The 15052-nt window shown below is 71.6% G+C and carries 17 protein-coding genes; 12 read left to right on the top strand and 5 right to left on the bottom strand.

The window, feature by feature from the left end; translation table 11 throughout:
- Positions 1 to 29: 29 nt before the first annotated feature.
- Positions 30 to 947, bottom strand: coding sequence for a DMT family transporter (locus tag O7629_RS19475; protein ID WP_278170864.1), 918 nt, complete (start codon positions 945 to 947; stop codon positions 30 to 32).
- Between O7629_RS19475 and O7629_RS19480 the strand changes: the two genes are divergently transcribed.
- Positions 946 to 2346 (top strand): PLP-dependent aminotransferase family protein, encoded by a 1401-nt coding sequence (locus O7629_RS19480; protein ID WP_278170866.1) that lies wholly within the window; start codon positions 946 to 948, stop codon positions 2344 to 2346. The two genes, O7629_RS19475 and O7629_RS19480, sit on opposite strands and share 2 nt — an antisense overlap.
- Positions 2347 to 2604: 258 nt before the next feature.
- Here the strand turns inward: O7629_RS19480 and O7629_RS19485 are convergent, their stop codons facing one another.
- Both O7629_RS19485 and O7629_RS19490 read right to left on the bottom strand, forming a co-directional pair.
- Positions 2605 to 2796, bottom strand: coding sequence for a DUF397 domain-containing protein (locus tag O7629_RS19485; protein ID WP_278170867.1), 192 nt, complete (start codon positions 2794 to 2796; stop codon positions 2605 to 2607).
- Positions 2787 to 3587, bottom strand: coding sequence for a helix-turn-helix transcriptional regulator (locus O7629_RS19490; protein ID WP_278170869.1), 801 nt, complete (start codon positions 3585 to 3587; stop codon positions 2787 to 2789). Before O7629_RS19490 ends, O7629_RS19485 begins: the two co-directional genes overlap by 10 nt.
- A 188-nt stretch (positions 3588 to 3775) precedes the next feature.
- Between O7629_RS19490 and O7629_RS19495 the strand changes: the two genes are divergently transcribed.
- Both O7629_RS19495 and O7629_RS19500 read left to right on the top strand, forming a co-directional pair.
- Entirely contained in the window at positions 3776 to 4300 is a 525-nt protein-coding gene (locus tag O7629_RS19495; protein WP_278170872.1) for a hypothetical protein, read from the top strand.
- Positions 4293 to 4625: a hypothetical protein gene (locus O7629_RS19500; protein WP_278170873.1), complete on the top strand. Its 333-nt coding sequence runs from the start codon at positions 4293 to 4295 to the stop codon at positions 4623 to 4625. Before O7629_RS19495 ends, O7629_RS19500 begins: the two co-directional genes overlap by 8 nt.
- Before the next feature lie 72 nt (positions 4626 to 4697).
- Here the strand turns inward: O7629_RS19500 and O7629_RS19505 are convergent, their stop codons facing one another.
- On the bottom strand, positions 4698 to 5342 hold the full coding sequence (locus O7629_RS19505) for a maleylpyruvate isomerase family mycothiol-dependent enzyme (protein WP_278170874.1): 645 nt from the start codon (positions 5340 to 5342) through the stop codon (positions 4698 to 4700).
- A 124-nt stretch (positions 5343 to 5466) separates the two neighbouring features.
- Between O7629_RS19505 and O7629_RS19510 the strand changes: the two genes are divergently transcribed.
- Positions 5467 to 6591 (top strand): RNA polymerase subunit sigma-70, encoded by a 1125-nt coding sequence (locus O7629_RS19510; RefSeq protein ID WP_278170876.1) that lies wholly within the window; start codon positions 5467 to 5469, stop codon positions 6589 to 6591.
- Positions 6592 to 6599: 8 nt separating this feature from the next.
- Here the strand turns inward: O7629_RS19510 and O7629_RS19515 are convergent, their stop codons facing one another.
- The gene (locus O7629_RS19515; protein ID WP_278170878.1) at positions 6600 to 7181 is read right to left on the bottom strand and encodes an XRE family transcriptional regulator; all 582 of its coding nucleotides are present in this window, start codon (positions 7179 to 7181) and stop codon (positions 6600 to 6602) included.
- A gap of 81 nt (positions 7182 to 7262) precedes the next feature.
- Between O7629_RS19515 and O7629_RS19520 the strand changes: the two genes are divergently transcribed.
- The 8 genes from O7629_RS19520 to O7629_RS19555 all read left to right on the top strand — a co-directional run bounded on the left by O7629_RS19520 (position 7263) and on the right by O7629_RS19555 (position 15050).
- On the top strand, positions 7263 to 8327 hold the full coding sequence (locus tag O7629_RS19520; RefSeq protein ID WP_278170879.1) for an alpha/beta hydrolase: 1065 nt from the start codon (positions 7263 to 7265) through the stop codon (positions 8325 to 8327).
- A complete protein-coding gene (locus O7629_RS19525; RefSeq protein WP_278170881.1) occupies positions 8324 to 8977 on the top strand; it encodes a class I SAM-dependent methyltransferase in 654 nt (217 codons plus the stop codon). Before O7629_RS19520 ends, O7629_RS19525 begins: the two co-directional genes overlap by 4 nt.
- Positions 8977 to 9495: a DinB family protein gene (locus O7629_RS19530; protein ID WP_278170882.1), complete on the top strand. Its 519-nt coding sequence runs from the start codon at positions 8977 to 8979 to the stop codon at positions 9493 to 9495. The genes O7629_RS19525 and O7629_RS19530 overlap by 1 nt, the downstream gene beginning before the upstream one ends.
- 97 nt (positions 9496 to 9592) lie before the next feature.
- Entirely contained in the window at positions 9593 to 10315 is a 723-nt protein-coding gene (locus O7629_RS19535) for a GntR family transcriptional regulator (RefSeq protein ID WP_278170883.1), read from the top strand.
- Positions 10312 to 11895, top strand: a complete 1584-nt coding sequence (locus O7629_RS19540) for an ABC transporter ATP-binding protein (RefSeq protein WP_278170884.1) — start codon at positions 10312 to 10314, stop codon at positions 11893 to 11895. Before O7629_RS19535 ends, O7629_RS19540 begins: the two co-directional genes overlap by 4 nt.
- 59 nt (positions 11896 to 11954) lie before the next feature.
- Positions 11955 to 12950, top strand: coding sequence for a hypothetical protein (locus O7629_RS19545; protein ID WP_278170886.1), 996 nt, complete (start codon positions 11955 to 11957; stop codon positions 12948 to 12950).
- On the top strand, positions 12947 to 13858 hold the full coding sequence (locus O7629_RS19550; RefSeq protein WP_278170887.1) for an ABC transporter permease: 912 nt from the start codon (positions 12947 to 12949) through the stop codon (positions 13856 to 13858). Before O7629_RS19545 ends, O7629_RS19550 begins: the two co-directional genes overlap by 4 nt.
- Positions 13859 to 13877: 19 nt before the next feature.
- A complete protein-coding gene (locus O7629_RS19555) occupies positions 13878 to 15050 on the top strand; it encodes a BMP family ABC transporter substrate-binding protein (RefSeq protein ID WP_278170888.1) in 1173 nt (390 codons plus the stop codon).
- Positions 15051 to 15052 lie beyond the last annotated feature (2 nt).

Below are 15052 nucleotides of genomic sequence, written 5' to 3' on the forward strand. Positions count from 1 at the left end.
GACCATCACGCAGGCGTTGGATGCCAGCCTCAGCCGACGCGGCCCCGCTGGTACTGGGTCAGTACCACGCAGGCCAGCACGCCCAGCGCCGTCACGACCGAGGCGGAGCCGACCGTCTCGCCGAGCAGCGCGGCGGACCAGAGCAGGGTGAGCACCGGCTGCGCCAGTTGCACCTGACCGACCCGGGCGACCCCGCCCCGGGCCAGCCCGGCGTACCAGGCGAAGAAGCCCAGGAACATCGAGACCACGGTGAGATAGCCGAACGCCGACCAGGTGAGCGCCTCGGCGCGCGGCGGCCGAACGACGGAGACCGCCAGCGTCACGACCACCGTGGCGGGCAGCGACAGCAGCAGTGCCCAACAGATCGTCCGGGCACCACCGAGCTCACGGGCCAGCGCGCCGCCCTCGGCGTACCCGAGACCACACAGGACGACCGCGACGAGCAGGAACAGGTCGGCGGCGGTCAGCGCGCCGCGTACCGCGCCGCCGGCGGCGAGGAAACCGAGCACCGCGAGCAGCCCGCCGCCGGCGGCGGCCCAGAACAGCGGAGGCGGACGCTCCCCCGCCCGTACCACCGCGAACACGGCGGTGACCGCCGGCAGTACGGCGATGACGACCGCGCCGTGCGCCGATGGCTGGGTAGTCAGCGCCAGCGAGGTGAACAGCGGGAACCCGACGACGACGCCGAGGGCGACGACCGACAGCCGCCGCCACTGGCTGCGGGTGGGTCGCGGTGCGCGGGTGAATCCGAGGTACGCCCAGGCGAGCAGCGCCGCGCCGACGGCTCGGCCGAAGGCGACGAACCACGGGTCGAGTTGGTGGACGGCGACCCTGGTGGCCGGCAGCGACATGCTGAACGCGAGCACGCCCAGCGCGCCGAGGGCGAGCCCGGTGAGCCGGTCCGCTGTTACCGGCCGGACAACAGTAACGCTACTCTTGGCCTTCATGAATGACGGTAACGCAGCCGATCGCGTTATCCAAGATCTGCTCCGGTTGGTCGCCGGGGCGGCCCCCGGGACGCGGCTGCCTTCGGTACGCGAGCTGACCGCCCGGCACGGAGCCTCACCGGTGACCGTCGCAGAGGCGGTCCGGCGGCTGGTGGCGCGTGGGCTGGTCGAGGCGCGCCCCGGCAGAGGCACCTTCGTCGCCGCCCGCCCCGACGACCGGCACTCACCGGCGGCGGCGCCCGACCTGGCCTGGCAGACGGTGGCGCTCGGCGCCCGCCGACCGGGTGAGGACGAGATGCATGCGCTGCTGGCGTTGCCGAGGCCGGGTGCGATCGCGCTGACTGGCGGCTACCTGGACACGCAGTTGCAGCCGGTGGCTGCGCTCGGCGCGGCACTCGCTCGGGCCGCCCGCCAGCCCGCCGCCTGGCAGCGCGGCCCGGTCGAGGGGCGGGAGGACCTGCGTGCCTGGTTCGCCGGGGCGGCCGGCGCCCGGCTGCACGCCGACGACATGATCATCTGTTCGGGTGGGCAGGCCGCGCTCTCCACCGCGTTGCGGGCGCTCGCCGCGCCCGGTGACACGCTGCTCGTCGAATCCCCCACGTACCTGGGAGCGTTGGCCGCCGCCCGCGCGAACGGGCTGCGGGTGGTGCCGGTGCCGGCCGACCCCGATGGCGTACGCCCGGATCAGCTCGCCGCCGCGTTCGCCCGGACCGGCGCGCGGCTGTTCTGCTGCCAGCCGCTGCACGCCAACCCGACCGGAGCGACGCTGGCCGCGCACCGCCGGCCGGCGGTCATGGCGGCGGTACGCGACGCCGGAGCGTTCCTGATCGAGGACGACTACGCCCGCGACCTCACCATCGACGGCGAAGCCCCGCCGCCGCTGGCCGCCGACGACGCCGACGGGCACGTGGTCTACCTGCGGTCGCTGACCAAGTCGGCCGCGCCCGGCCTGCGGGTGGCCGCGCTCGGCGCGCGCGGCCCGGCCGGTGCCCGACTGCGGGCCGCCCGACTGCTCGACGACCTCTTCGTCGCCGGCCCGCTGCAGCAGGCCACTGTGGAGCTGGTGACCGCACCGGCCTGGCCACGGCACCTGCGCGCGCTGCGTACCGCTCTTCGGGCCCGGCGGGACGCGCTGCTGGCCGCGCTGCGCCGGCACCTGCCCGAGCTCGTTCCGACCACAGTGCCCGGTGGCGGGCTGCACCTGTGGGTGACACTGCCCGACGGCACCGACGATGTCGCACTGGCCGCCGCAGCCGCAGCCGAGGGCGTGGTCGTCTTCCCGGGCCGCCCCTGGTACGCGGCCGAACCACCGGCACCGCACCTGCGCCTGACCTACGCCGCCGCCCCGCCCGACCAGATGGACGAGGCCGTCCGCCGCCTCGCCATTGCAATCAGATGATCAGCCGACGGCCGCCCAGCGCAGACGTCCAGCACGCAGTCATCGGTTACGTTGAGTAATATTTCACGCACCCAGCATCACCTTGCCGGGTCAGGGCTGCCGGTTGAGTCTGATGCCAGAGGTGCATCAAGATGCACCTCTGGCATCAAACCGTCGACGGCACCATGTACCCCGGGAGCCCGCACGGCACCGAGGCGCGTCGCTCAGCGACGAGCCCCGCACCGCGTCCGGTACGGGGCCGTCGCCGTGCTGGTCAGGTCAGCGGGCCTTCGCCAGCTCGACGAACGCCGACCAGGCCGCCGAACCGAACGTCAACGTCCCACCGTCGCGGTCCTTCGTGTCCCGGACCAGGACCCGCCCGGGAAGGTTGTCCGCCACCTCGACGCAGGTAGACCCACCGTTGCCGGATCGACTGGACTTCCGCCAGCTCGGCTCCCGGGTCATGTCCATGTCTCTGCCACTTCCTTGATCATCCTCGCCGCCGCTGAGTGCGGCAGCGCCTCGCTCCGCATAGCGTCCCATCGGGCGTGGAGGGCCGCAATGTCGTTAGGTCGGTCGGTGATCCCTGCCTCCAGGGCCGCATCGATGTGGGCGGCTTCAGTGCCCTCTGCACTCCTGGCCAGGATGAACGCGCCCGCCAGCCCGGCATGCGGTCCGGCTTCAAAGGGGATCACCTGTAAGTGCACGTGGGGCATTTCTGACACCTCCAGCAAACGTTCGTACTGCTCGCGCATCACCGTGGCGTTTCCCACGGTCCGCCGGAGTGCCTGCTCATCGACTACGAAGAACACCATGGGAGGCGTCGGTTCACGGCACAACACCGCTTGCCTATCCATCCGCGACGATAGCCGCTGCTCAATTTCCACTGCCGTCAGCAGTCCGCCCCATGAGAGAACCGCGCGCGCGTACGCCTCGGTCTGCAGCAACCCGGGGATGAGACTCGGCTCGAACCAGCGCAGCACCGCAGCTTCGCGCTCAATCTCGATCCACTCACGGAGCCATACGGGGGCGGATTCACTGACCACGAAGTTCTGATAGAGGTGCACAAAGGTGGTCCCGTAACGTCCATCGACTCTAGCGAGGTAGTCCGGCAGTGCCGCACGGTTGCCGCGCTCGATAGCACTGACATGCTGCGCCGAGTATCCGATGCTGGCACCCCACTGTTCCTGCGTCAGCCCTGCCGACTCACGGAAGCGCCGAAGACTCATGATCAGGTATTCGCTCGGGCTCATCGGTTTCATGTTCTCCAGGCTCTCCTCAGGACCATGGGACGGTTCTTCAGACAGGGCCTCTTTCTCTCCGCGACAAGCGCTGTACTGACTCGCCCTATCCGATCGGTCGCCTAATCTTCCGCGATCGCACCAGCACAGTCCAGGGTAGAGAGCAACAGGAGTACAGCCTCGGTCCAACTTCCATTCGAGGGGGATCAGTGATCAGGAACGATGGGATCGGCGGAACACCTCGCCTCGCCCGGTACACATCTATCGGCACACCGCGCGACGGGGCACGGTACGACGCCGACCCGACGCCGAACCGGCCGCCGCTGCCGATGCGGAACCCCGGCGAGACCGACCCGGATCAGGACCAGCGCTTCCAACTCACCGGAGCCCGCGCCACCGCCCCGGCCCCGGCCGGTGCCCGCAACGGTCCGGCTTACGACGGCCCAGCCCGCTCCCCGGAGCTGTCCCGGGCCGTCCACGACGCCAACTCGACCGCCCGCACCCACATCCCCAACCGCACCACCGGTGAATGCCACCGGTGCGGCGGCATCGTCGCACCCTGCCGACCGTTCCTCCGGGCCATCGCCATCCTCGACCGCTGGGACCCGTCCAGCGCCCGACGGATCCGCGCCGTCCTGCAACTGTCCGGCCTGTGGCCCACCGGCGACGGCCACGAGCCCGACGACGGCGACGGCGTAGCCACCCGACCGGACCAGTCACCCGACGGTGCCTGAACCGGAGTCGGAGCCGCTGGTCCGCGCCGGCGACCGGGTGACCCTCGCCCCGGCCGACCACCAGGGTGGACGCCGGCCGGTCACCATCGACGTGTCCGAGGTCAGCCCCGATATGCCCTGGTGCGGCTGGATCCTCATTGTCGGCGCCGAAGCCAGCGATCGCCCTGACCGGGACGGCATGCCGGTCAGCGCCCGCGCGTTCAAGGAGGCGCTACGCCGCCCCGGCGTCGTCGCCAGAGGCCAGCCGCCGGGCCCGTACCCCGGGTTGGTGGAGCTGGCCCGCCGCAACCGCGAGCAGTATCCGCACCGCTGGACGCGGACCTGAAGCTCCCCGGGGCGCGGACCTGAACCCGGATCGGTCCGCGTTCCGGGGCCCGACATCCCCGGGCCGACCAGGTCAGCGCCGGTTTGCCGACCGGTCGGTGAACCGGTCGGCGGCGTCGCCGACCAGCCGGCCCGGCGGGAGGCGACGGCCGGACAGGACCAGCAGCAGGTCCTGTGCCGTCCCACGCACCGGCGTTCCGGTGCCGTGCCGCCAGTCGAGATCGGTGGCCTGCAACTGGACGCCGGTCAGGTCGGTGCCGAAGTAGGCGATGTTGCGGGGCCGCAGCCCGGCCAGCACCAGGGACAGCCGGTCGAGCGGCACCCGGTGGCCGAGCCCGAGTCCGACGGTGATGTCCAGACCGTGGATGACCTCGTGGGCGAGCGCCCCGGCCGGGCCACCGCCGGGCGGTGTCCACGGGTGGGTGACGTTGTCCCGCAACGTGGCCAGCAACTGCTCGTGCGTCATGGCGGCGGCGTCGCGTCGGGCACTGCGGTCGGCCATCCGGTCGAACCGGCCACCGGCGCGCACCAGGTCCAGCATCATCCGGCCCGGTGAGGTACGGAAGGCCATGGTGATGTGGGCGACCGCCTCACGTACCCGCCAGCCGGCGCACAGCGTCGGCCCGTCCCACTGACCCGGGCCAAGTCCGGCGAGCAGCGTCACCAGGTCCCGGCGGTGCGCGATGACCGCTGCCCGTACCTCATCGGTGTATTCCATTATTCGTCCCTCCGTGGCCGGCGCGCCGGTCGCGCCTCCGCAGAGGTGTACGGCGTGGGCCGGCGAAACTCATCGGTCGTCGCCGGACCTGCCCGGCCGAGCGGCGGCCCGTATCGTCGGGCGGGTGGCACCGACCTCGACAAGCGACGCGGAACGGCTGGAGCCGTTCCGCGTCGAGTTGACCGGCTACTGCTACCGGATGCTCGGCTCCGGTTTCGAGGCCGAGGACGCGGTCCAGGAGACGATGCTCCGCGCCTGGCGTTCGTTCGACCGGTACGACGGACGACGCGCCTCGCTGCGTACCTGGATCTACTCGATCGCGACCAACGTCTGCGTCGACATGCTGCGCAGCGCGCAGCGGCGGGCGTTGACCATGGACCTCGACCCGGCGGCGCGGGCCGGTGGCGGCCTCGGCCCACCGGTGCCGGAGCGGGCCTGGGTGCTGCCGGTCCCGGACGACCTGGTCGTGCCGGTCGACGCGTCCCCGGAGAGCGTGGTGCTGCAGCGTGAGTCGCTGCGGCTGGCGTTCGTCGCCGCGCTGCAGCACCTGCCGCCCCGGCAGCGGGCGGTGCTGATCTTGCGCGACGTGCTCTGCTGGCAGGCAGACGAGGTCGCGCATCTGCTGGACAGCAGCGTCGCGTCGGTGACCAGCGCGCTGCAACGGGCGCGGGCCACGCTGCGTACCGCCGCGCCCGATCCGGGGGAACCGCTACGGCCGGCCGACAGCCGGCAACGCGACCTGCTCACCCGCTACTGCACGGCGTTCGAGCAGCATGACGTCTCGGCCCTCGTCGCGCTGCTGCGCGAGGACGCCACGATGACCATGCCGCCGTTCCGGTGGTCGCTGCGGGGTCGCGAGCACATCCGGACCGCGTTGCTCGACCCACGATCGGGCTGTGCCGGCGCGCGGCTGCTGCCGACCGCCGCGAACGGCTCGCCGGCGTTCTGGCAGACCCGGCCTGGCCCGGCCGGGCACGTACCGTTCGCCCTGGTCCTGCTCGACGTGACGGACGGTCAGGTCGCCGGCATCACCACGTACCTCAACGTCGATCGGCTGTTGACGCTGTTCACGCCAAACGATGACGATTGGTGCGAGACGGAGTACCTGTCCCGGGGTGCCAACGGTCGTGAGCTACGCCGCCGGATCGCAGAGATGGAAGCGGGCGCGGGCGTCCCACGCGAGTTGATCGAGCCCGACGATGAGACCAGTGCCGCTGCGCTGGGCGGCAACCCGATGCGCCTTCGATGACCCTGATGTCAGTTGGTCGGCACCGACGACAGGTGGGCGCGTTCGCCCTGGGCGCCGAAGAGGGTGAGTGTCTCCGCTGGTTGGGCGTCGGCACTACCGATCCAGTGCGGCGTACGGGTATCGAACTCGGCGGCCTCACCCGGGTCGAGCTGGAACTCCTGGTCGCCGAGGACGAACCGGACCCGCCCGTTCAGCACGTAGAACCATTCGTACCCGTCATGGGTCTGCAGTTTCATCGTGGGTGACCGGCCGGCCGGCGGGTAGATCACCTTGTAGGCCTGGACGCCGCCGGCCCGCCGGGTCAGCGGCACGATGGTCAGCCCGGAGCGCCGGATCGGCCGCAGATGGATCCGTGGGTCGCCGGTGGGTGGGGCCGCGACCAGGTCGTCGAGCGGTACACCGTGTGCCCGCGCCAACGGCAGCAGCTGCTCCAGCGTCGGGCGGAGCTTGCCGTTCTCCAGGCGGGACAGCGTGCTCGTGGTCAGACTGGTCTCGGCGGCCAGGCCGGCCAGGGTGACGCCACGTGCCCGGCGCAGGGCGCGCAGCCGTGGGCCGACTCCGGCGAGGACGTCCGCTGCGGTGACGCTCATGGCACCCATGATGCGGATCGGCAACTTTTCTTGCAACCTCGTCGCCGCGATCCGGATGCTGGCGGCGGAGGTAACCACACGATGATCACCACGACAGCACCATCGACGACCGCCGTACGGTGGTCACACCGCCTGACCGCACTCGCGGCCGCGCTCATTCTGACGGCCGGCTGCACGACGGCAGACGGATCGACACCGGACACCGCTGCGGGTACGTCGGCCACTGGATCGTCGACGGCGGCCGACGCGGCCACCCGCGACGACGCCGAGTTCAACCGGCTGTTCCGGCACGAGAGCGCCGACGTCGACGGCGTACGGATGCACCATGTCACCGGCGGGACCGGCGAGCCGCTGGTGCTGCTGCACGGCTGGCCGCAGTCCTGGTACCAGTGGCGCCCGATCATGCCGGCGCTCGCCGAGCGGTTCACGGTGTACGCGCTCGACCTGCCAGGGCTGGGCGACAGCGAGGGCGCGCCGCCGAGCTACGACAAGGCCACCCTGGCCCGGTACGTCCACACGCTGCTCGCCGACGAGCTGGGGCTGCGCCGGGTCAACCTGGTCGGGCACGATCTGGGGGCCGGGGTCGGTTTTCAGTACGCCGCGCAGTTCCCCGACGAGGTGGTCAGGTACGCACACCTGGACTACCCGCTGCCCGGCCCGGCCCTCGACGCCGCCACCTACCGGACGTTGAGCTGGCATCTCGCCTTCCACGACCAGGACACGTTCCCGGAGACGATCGTCGCCGACGACGTCCGCGACTACCTCGACCTGTTCTTCGGCTATGTCGCCTACGGCGGGACGAGCTTCGGCGGGCCCGGCGCGGAGTCTCCGTACACCGACGAGCAGATCGACGAGTTCGCCCGCACCTACGGTCGCCCGCAGGTGCTGACCGGCGGATTCGAGCTGTACCGGACCCTGGAACAGGACGAACGGGACAACACGGCGGCAGCGCCGATCAGTATGCCGACGATGCTGATGACCGCTGAAGGCCTGCTGGAGTTCACCCGGTCGACCGTCGAGCCCCGGATGACCCGGATCACCCGCGCGGTCGAGGTGCCCGCCGCCGGTCACTGGCTGCCGCAGGAGAACCCGGACTTCGTCACCACCGAACTGCTGACCTTTCTCACGCAAGGAGAAGACCGATGAATGGATGGCAGGGCCCGCAGTTGGACGCCGGCCCCGAGTCGTTCTGGGAGGAGCTGCACCGCAACCTGGCCGCCTCGGCCAAGCCGCCGAACCAGCGACTCGTCGAGATCGCGGAGGCGCTGAGCCCTGGCGTGGCCCTGGATCTGGGGTGCGGCCCCGGCGGCGACGCCATCTGGCTCGCCCAGCGTGGTTGGCGGGTCACCGCCGTGGACATCTCCGCTACGGCCATTGCCCGCGTCGAGGCGGCAGCCGACCAGCTCGGTCTCGGCGACCGGGTCACCGGTGAACGGCACGATCTGGCGCACAGCTTCCCGGCCGGGACGTTCGACCTGGTCAACGCGCAGTACTTCCACACGCCGTTCGCGCTGGACCGGGGCCGGGTGCTGCGTACCGCCGCGTTGGCCCTGCGGCCCGGCGGCCGGCTGTTGATCGTCGACCACGGCTCGGCCGCGCCCTGGTCGTGGAACCAGGACCCGGACGCCCACTTCCCCACCCCGGACGAGGTGGCCACCGGCCTCGATCTCGATCCTGGGCAGTGGCGGGTGCTGCGGGCGGACATGCCGCAGCGGCGGGCCACCGGGCCGGCCGGTCAGACCGCGATGGTCACCGACAACGTGCTGCTCGTGCAGCGCACCGAAGGGGACGGCTGATGCCAGCAACGGATCGGTCGACGTCACCAAGGGCACGGCGCCGGCGCAAGGACACCGGGCCGGCGTGGACCGCACCGGGCGAGCAGGCCACCCTGGTGGGTTTCCTGGACTACCTGCGCGACTCGATCGCGGGAAAGGTCGCGGGCACGCCGGAGCCGCAGGTCCGCGCCGCCGGGGTGCCGTCCGGCACCAGCCTGCTGGGCCTGATCAAGCACCTTGGGCACGTGGAGCGGTTCTACTTCCTCGGCGAGCCGATTGTCGACCTGCGCGCCACCCTGCGGCCGGACCGCGAGGAGACGGTCGACGGTTTGCTCGCCGACTACCGGCAAACCATCGCGCGAGCCAACCAGGTCGTCGAGGGCTGGACGGATCTCGCCGGTCCGGCGCCCCGGCCGCCGGGGCGTGGCCTGCCGCCGACCCGGCGGTGGGTGCTGGTGCACATGATCGAGGAGACCGCGCGGCACGCCGGCCACGCCGACATCCTGCGGGAGCAGATTGACGGCTCCACCGGCCGCTGACCCACATGCACGGGATCGATCGGGTTTGCCCGCTGTCGCGTCGGGCTGCTTACCGCCGCGAAACACCGCGGAAGCACGACGCCCCTACGGTCCGTCCATGGATCCGGCGTTGGATACAAGACTGGACACACCTCCGCGAGCACAGGCCGGTGAGCATGCCTACACCGAGCTGAAGCGGCGGCTGCTGGTCGGTGACTTCCCACTGCGGATCCGGCTCGGCGAGGAGCGGCTGGCCACCCTGCTGTCGGTGTCGCGTACCCCGGTCCGGCAGGCCCTGGCCCGGTTGCACGCCGAGCGGCTCGTCGAACGCCTGCCGGACGGCGGTTACGTGCCGGCGGCGTCCAACCTGGTCGAGGTCCGGCAGCTGTACGAGGTACGCCGCGCGTTGGAGCTGGCGGCGCTGCACCGGCCGGCCGAGACCGGTGAACCGCACGATCTGTCGGTCGTCGAGCCGCTGCGCGACGACTGGCTGGTGCTGCGCCGCGACACCCCGGAGCCGGATCCCGGCTTCGTGCTGCTCGACGAGAGCTTCCACGTCCGGCTGGCCGAGGCCTCCGGCAACAACGCCCTCGCCGGGATGCTCGGCGTGGTCAACGAACGCATCCGGGTGGTCCGGATGCACGACTTCCTCTCCGCCGAGCGGATCGACCGGACGATCACGCAGCACCTCGGCATCCTGGAGGCCGTCCTCGGTGGCGACCTCGACACCGCCCACCGGAGGTTCACGATGCACTTGGGGGAATCCGTCGCCGTCGTCGAGCAACGGGCCGCGCAGGCCCTGACCAGGATGATGGCCGTCGAGACAAGAGACCTGTCATGACCGCCGTGGCGGCGCCGGTGGACAACGCCACCGCGCTGCTGTCGGTCCGCAACCTGACCTGCCGGTTCGGCGCGGTCGTCGCCAACGACGGCGTCGACTTCGACGTCGCGCCCGGCGAGGTGCACGCCGTACTCGGCGAGAACGGCGCCGGCAAGAGCACCCTGATGAAGCTGATCTACGGCGTGTACCGGCCGGACGCCGGTGAGCTGCGGGTGGACGGCGTACCGGCGGCGATCGACTCACCGGCGGCGGCCCGCGCGGCCGGGATCGGCATGGTCTTCCAGGATCTGCGGCTGATCCCGGCGTTCACCGTCACCGAGAACATCGCCCTTGCCCTGCCCGGTCGCGGGCTGCGGTTCCAGCGGCGGGCGCTGTCCGCGCGGATCGCCGAGCAGTCCCGGCGGTACGGCCTGCCGGTGCATCCGGACGCGCTGGTGGCGCACCTGTCCATCGGGGAACGCCAGCGGGTGGAGATCCTCAAGGTGCTGATGGCCGGGGCGCGGCTGCTGATCCTCGACGAGCCGACCAGCGTGCTGGCCCCGCAGGAGGTCGACGCGTTGTTCGCGGCGGTGCGGGCGCTGCGGGCCGGCGGCCTGTCGATCGTCATCATCACCCACAAACTGGCCGAGGCGCGGGCGATCGCCGACCGGGTGACCGTGCTGCGCGGCGGCCGGGTGGTGCTGCGCAACGCCGACCCGACCGCGCACACCGACGCGGAGCTGGTCGAGGCGATGGTCGGCCGCTCGGTGCCGGGCCTGGCCAGCCACCGCCAGCCGCCGGGCGCTGACGTCGAGCCGATCGTGCGGCTGCGCGGTGTCGACGTCACCGGGGACCGGGGCGCGCCTGCGCTGCGCGCCATCGACCTGGACCTGCGCCCGGGTGAGCTGGTCGGGGTGGCCGGGGTAGCCGGCAGCGGGCAACGTGAGCTGTGCGAGGTGATCCTCGGTGAACGTCGGGTGACCGCCGGGACGGTGCAGATCGGTGCCGTCGCGGTGCACGGCCGGTCCCGGCAGGCCCTGGCCGCCGGGGCGGTCGGGGTGCCGGAGGATCCGCTCACCGACGCGGTGGTGCCCGGGTTGACCGTCACCGAGCATCTGGCGTTGGCCGATCTCGGCGCGGTCCGCCGGGGTCTGGGCATCGACTGGCGGGCGGTGGCGGCCGACGCGGCGCGGCGGGAGGAGCGGGCCGGGCTGCGGATGGCGGCCGGTGACCGGGTGGTGGCCGAGCTGTCCGGCGGCAACGTGCAGCGGGTGCTACTGACCCGGGCGTTGGGCGCGCCGGCGACGGTGGTGGTCGCCGCGTACCCGAGTCGGGGCCTGGACATCGCGACCACCCGGCGGACCCAGGAGCTGCTGCTGGAGCAACGCGACGCGGGGGCGGCGGTGCTGGTGGTCTCGGAGGACCTGGACGAGCTGCTGGCGATCAGCGACCGGATCGCGGTGCTGCACAACGGGGAGCTGGCCGGGATCGTGACGCCGGCGACGACGGACCGGTACGCGATCGGTCAGCTGATGCTGGGCGGCGACCAGGCCGCCGGAGGCAGCGGGACTGCCGCTGCGGGTGGGAGTGATCTGAGGTGACCGAGACGTTGGTGCGCCCTGCCCCCGAACAAGCCAAGATTGTCGACAATCGAGCAAAGATGTGGCCGAGAGTCGTCGTCGCCGTACTCGCCGCTCCGGTGATCTTCGGTGCCTTCGCCGCCGCCAAGGGCGTCGACCCGCTGACCATGTACGCCGACATGCTGACGTCGCTGGCCGACCCGGCCCAGGCGCAGACCGTCCTGGTGCGTGCCTCGGTGCTGGTGCTGGCCGCGCTCGCGGTCGCCGTACCGGCCCGGGCCGGTCTGCTCAACGTCGGCGGCGAGGGCCAGATCGTGATCGGCGCGGTCTGCGCCGCCGGAGTCGGCCTGGTCACCGACCAACGCCTGCCCGGCCCGGTCGTGCTCACCCTGATGGTCGTCGCGGCGATGGTCGGCGGCGCGGCCTGGGCCGGCATCGCCGCCGGCCTGCGGCTGACCGTCAAGGTCAACGAGGCGATCACCACGCTGCTGATGAACTTCATCGCCATCGACATCATGCTGCTGCTGATCTACGACCCGTGGAAGGACGCCTCCGGCTTCGGCCAACCCGCCAGCCGGCCGCTGGAAGACACCGCCCGGCTGCCACTGTTCGTGCCCGGCGGCACCCTCAACACCGGCATCGTCGTCGCCGGGATCGCGCTGGTCGGCATCTGGTGGCTGATGTCGCGCACCGGCTGGGGATTCCGGCTGCGGGTCGTCGGCGGCAACCCGGAAGCGGCCCGCCGCGCCGGCCTGCGGGTCGGCACCCTGCTGGTCACCTCGATGCTCGTCGGCGGCGCGCTCGCCGGCCTGGCCGGGCTGGTCCACTTCGCCGGTACGGAGTTCAAGCTGCGCCCCGGCATGACCGCCAACTTCGGCTACGTCGGCTTCCTGGCCAGCTGGCTGGCGCTGCACCGGCCACTGCGGGTCGCGTTGGCCGCGCTGCTGCTGGCCGCGATCGCGATGACCGGCGACAGCCTGCAGATCGACGCCAACCTGCCGGCCGCCTCGGTCAACGTGCTGATGGCCATCGTGCTGCTGGTCGTGCTCGGCTTCACCCGAAGGAGCAAGAAGTGATCGTCGACGTCCTCACCGGCGGGGTGCGCGGCGGCACCGCCATCCTCTACGCCGCCCTCGGCGAGACCATCGCCGAACGCGCCGGGGTGATCAACCTCGGCACCGAAGGCAGCATGCTCACCGGCGCGCTCGCCGCCTACGCCGTCACCGCCGAGACCGGCAGCCCGTGGGCCGGGGTGCTGGCCGGTGCCGCCGCCGGCGGCCTGCTCGCCCTGGTCCACGCGGTGATGGTGCTCGGCCGGGCCGCCAACCAGCTGGCCACCGGCCTCGTCGTGCTCTTCCTCGGCCTCGGGCTGACCTCGATGTTCGGGGCCGCGTACGTCGGCCGGGCGATCAGCCCGTTCCAGCCGTACCCGATCCCGCTGCTGGCCGACATCCCCTGGCTGGGGCCGATCTTCTTCCAGCACGACCCGCTCGTCTACGGCTCCTACCTGCTCGCCCCGGCGCTGTGGTGGCTGCTGTACCGCAGCCGGGTCGGCCTGACCATCCGCGGTGCCGGCGAACGCGGCGAGGTGCTCACCGCGTACGGGCACTCGCCGCAACTGGTGCGCTACCTGGCCGTGGTGACCGGTGGCCTGCTCGCCGGGGTCGGCGGCGCCCACCTGTCCACCGCGTACGCCACCGCCTGGTTCGAGAACATGACCGCCGGTCGGGGCTTCATCGCCGTCGCCCTGGTCATCTTCGCCGCCTGGCATCCGCTGCGGGCCGTCGGCGGGGCGTACCTGTTCGGTGCCGCACTCGCCCTCTCCCCCGCCCTGCAGGCCCGGGGCCTGGGCTTCAACCAGTTCGCCCTGGACGCGCTGCCGTACCTGGTGACCATCGCCGCGCTGGTGCTGCTCGGCCGCCGACGCAGCAACGCCGCCCCCGAAGGACTGTCCCGGGTCTTCGAGTTGACCCCCGCCAAATAGATCACCGGAGGAACCCCAGATGAGCATCCGAAGACTGACCCGTCGCGGCGCGCTGGCCGCCACGGCCACCGCCGCGCTGGCCGCCGTACTGCTGCTGGCCGGCTGCGCCACCAACACCACCGCCGCGTCGACCGACGAGTCCGCCGGGGCACCGGGCACTGGCGGCACCGCGATCGGGTTCATCTTCGTCGGGCCCAAGGATGACTACGGCTACAACCAGGCCGCGTACGCCGGCAGCCAGGCCGTCGCCGCCGCGTACCCGGACCTGGAGGTGCTGACCGCCGAGAACGTCCCGGAGGACGACAACGCCACCCGGGTGATGGAAAGCATGATCCGCAAGGGCGCGAAGATCATCTTCGCCACCTCGTACGGGCACAAGGACCCGGCGCTCAAGGTCGCCGCCGCCAACCCCGACGTGGTGGTGCTGCAACAGGGCAACCTCGTCGACGGCGACGTGCCGCCGAACTTCGGCACCTACTTCGGCACCGTCTACGAGCCGGTCTACCTGGCCGGCATCGTCGCCGGAAAGACCACGAAGACCAACAAACTCGGGTACGTGTACGCGTTCCCGATCTCGCAGACCCTGGACAACATCAACGCCTTCCAGCTCGGTGCCGTCTCGGTCAATCCGGACGCGAAGACGTACGTGGTGAACACCTCCAGCTGGTGCGACCCGGCCAAGCAGGCCGAGGCCACCAGCAGCCTGCTCTCCCAGGGCGTCGATGTGATCAGCCAGCACCAGGACTGCACCGCCACCATCATCCGCACCACCGAATCGGCCGGGGCCTACACCGTCGGCTACCACGCCGACGCCAGCGAACTCGCCCCGACCGGCTGGCTCACCGGCTCCGAATGGGACTGGGGGCCGCTGTACACCAAGATGGTCGAGACCATCCTGGACGGTGAGTTCACCGGCAGCGAGTACAACGCCAACTTCCGGGTCGGGCTCAAGACCGGCGACAACCCGTTCGTACAGTCGGCATACGGGCCGGCGGTCGACGAGGAGACCAAGGACCTCGTCGAGCAGGCCAAGGCCAAGATCAGCGCCGAGGACGGCTCGCCGTTCGCCGGGCCGGTCGTCGACCAGGCCGGTGAGGTGCGGGTGCCCGCCGGCACCATCCCCGACTACCAGACGATCGAGTCGATCGACTACTTCGTCGACGGCGTCGTCGGCCAGATTCCGTCGTCCTGACC

The organism is Solwaraspora sp. WMMD792 (assembly GCF_029626105.1).
In the GTDB taxonomy this organism is placed as follows: domain Bacteria; phylum Actinomycetota; class Actinomycetes; order Mycobacteriales; family Micromonosporaceae; genus Micromonospora_E.

What these genes read in the sequence shown, in the direction of transcription:
- O7629_RS19480 (WP_278170866.1), top strand. Translation starts at nt 946, where the DNA reads ATGAATGACGGTAACGCAGCCGATCGCGTTATCCAAGATCTGCTCCGG.
- O7629_RS19475 (WP_278170864.1), bottom strand. Translation starts at nt 947, where the DNA reads ATGAAGGCCAAGAGTAGCGTTACTGTTGTCCGGCCGGTAACAGCGGAC.
- O7629_RS19485 (WP_278170867.1), bottom strand. Translation starts at nt 2,796, where the DNA reads ATGGACATGACCCGGGAGCCGAGCTGGCGGAAGTCCAGTCGATCCGGC.
- O7629_RS19490 (WP_278170869.1), bottom strand. Translation starts at nt 3,587, where the DNA reads ATGAAACCGATGAGCCCGAGCGAATACCTGATCATGAGTCTTCGGCGC.
- O7629_RS19505 (WP_278170874.1), bottom strand. Translation starts at nt 5,342, where the DNA reads ATGGAATACACCGATGAGGTACGGGCAGCGGTCATCGCGCACCGCCGG.
- O7629_RS19515 (WP_278170878.1), bottom strand. Translation starts at nt 7,181, where the DNA reads ATGAGCGTCACCGCAGCGGACGTCCTCGCCGGAGTCGGCCCACGGCTG.
- O7629_RS19520 (WP_278170879.1), top strand. Translation starts at nt 7,263, where the DNA reads ATGATCACCACGACAGCACCATCGACGACCGCCGTACGGTGGTCACAC.
- O7629_RS19525 (WP_278170881.1), top strand. Translation starts at nt 8,324, where the DNA reads ATGAATGGATGGCAGGGCCCGCAGTTGGACGCCGGCCCCGAGTCGTTC.
- O7629_RS19530 (WP_278170882.1), top strand. Translation starts at nt 8,977, where the DNA reads ATGCCAGCAACGGATCGGTCGACGTCACCAAGGGCACGGCGCCGGCGC.
- O7629_RS19535 (WP_278170883.1), top strand. Translation starts at nt 9,593, where the DNA reads ATGGATCCGGCGTTGGATACAAGACTGGACACACCTCCGCGAGCACAG.
- O7629_RS19540 (WP_278170884.1), top strand. Translation starts at nt 10,312, where the DNA reads ATGACCGCCGTGGCGGCGCCGGTGGACAACGCCACCGCGCTGCTGTCG.
- O7629_RS19545 (WP_278170886.1), top strand. Translation starts at nt 11,955, where the DNA reads ATGTGGCCGAGAGTCGTCGTCGCCGTACTCGCCGCTCCGGTGATCTTC.
- O7629_RS19555 (WP_278170888.1), top strand. Translation starts at nt 13,878, where the DNA reads ATGAGCATCCGAAGACTGACCCGTCGCGGCGCGCTGGCCGCCACGGCC.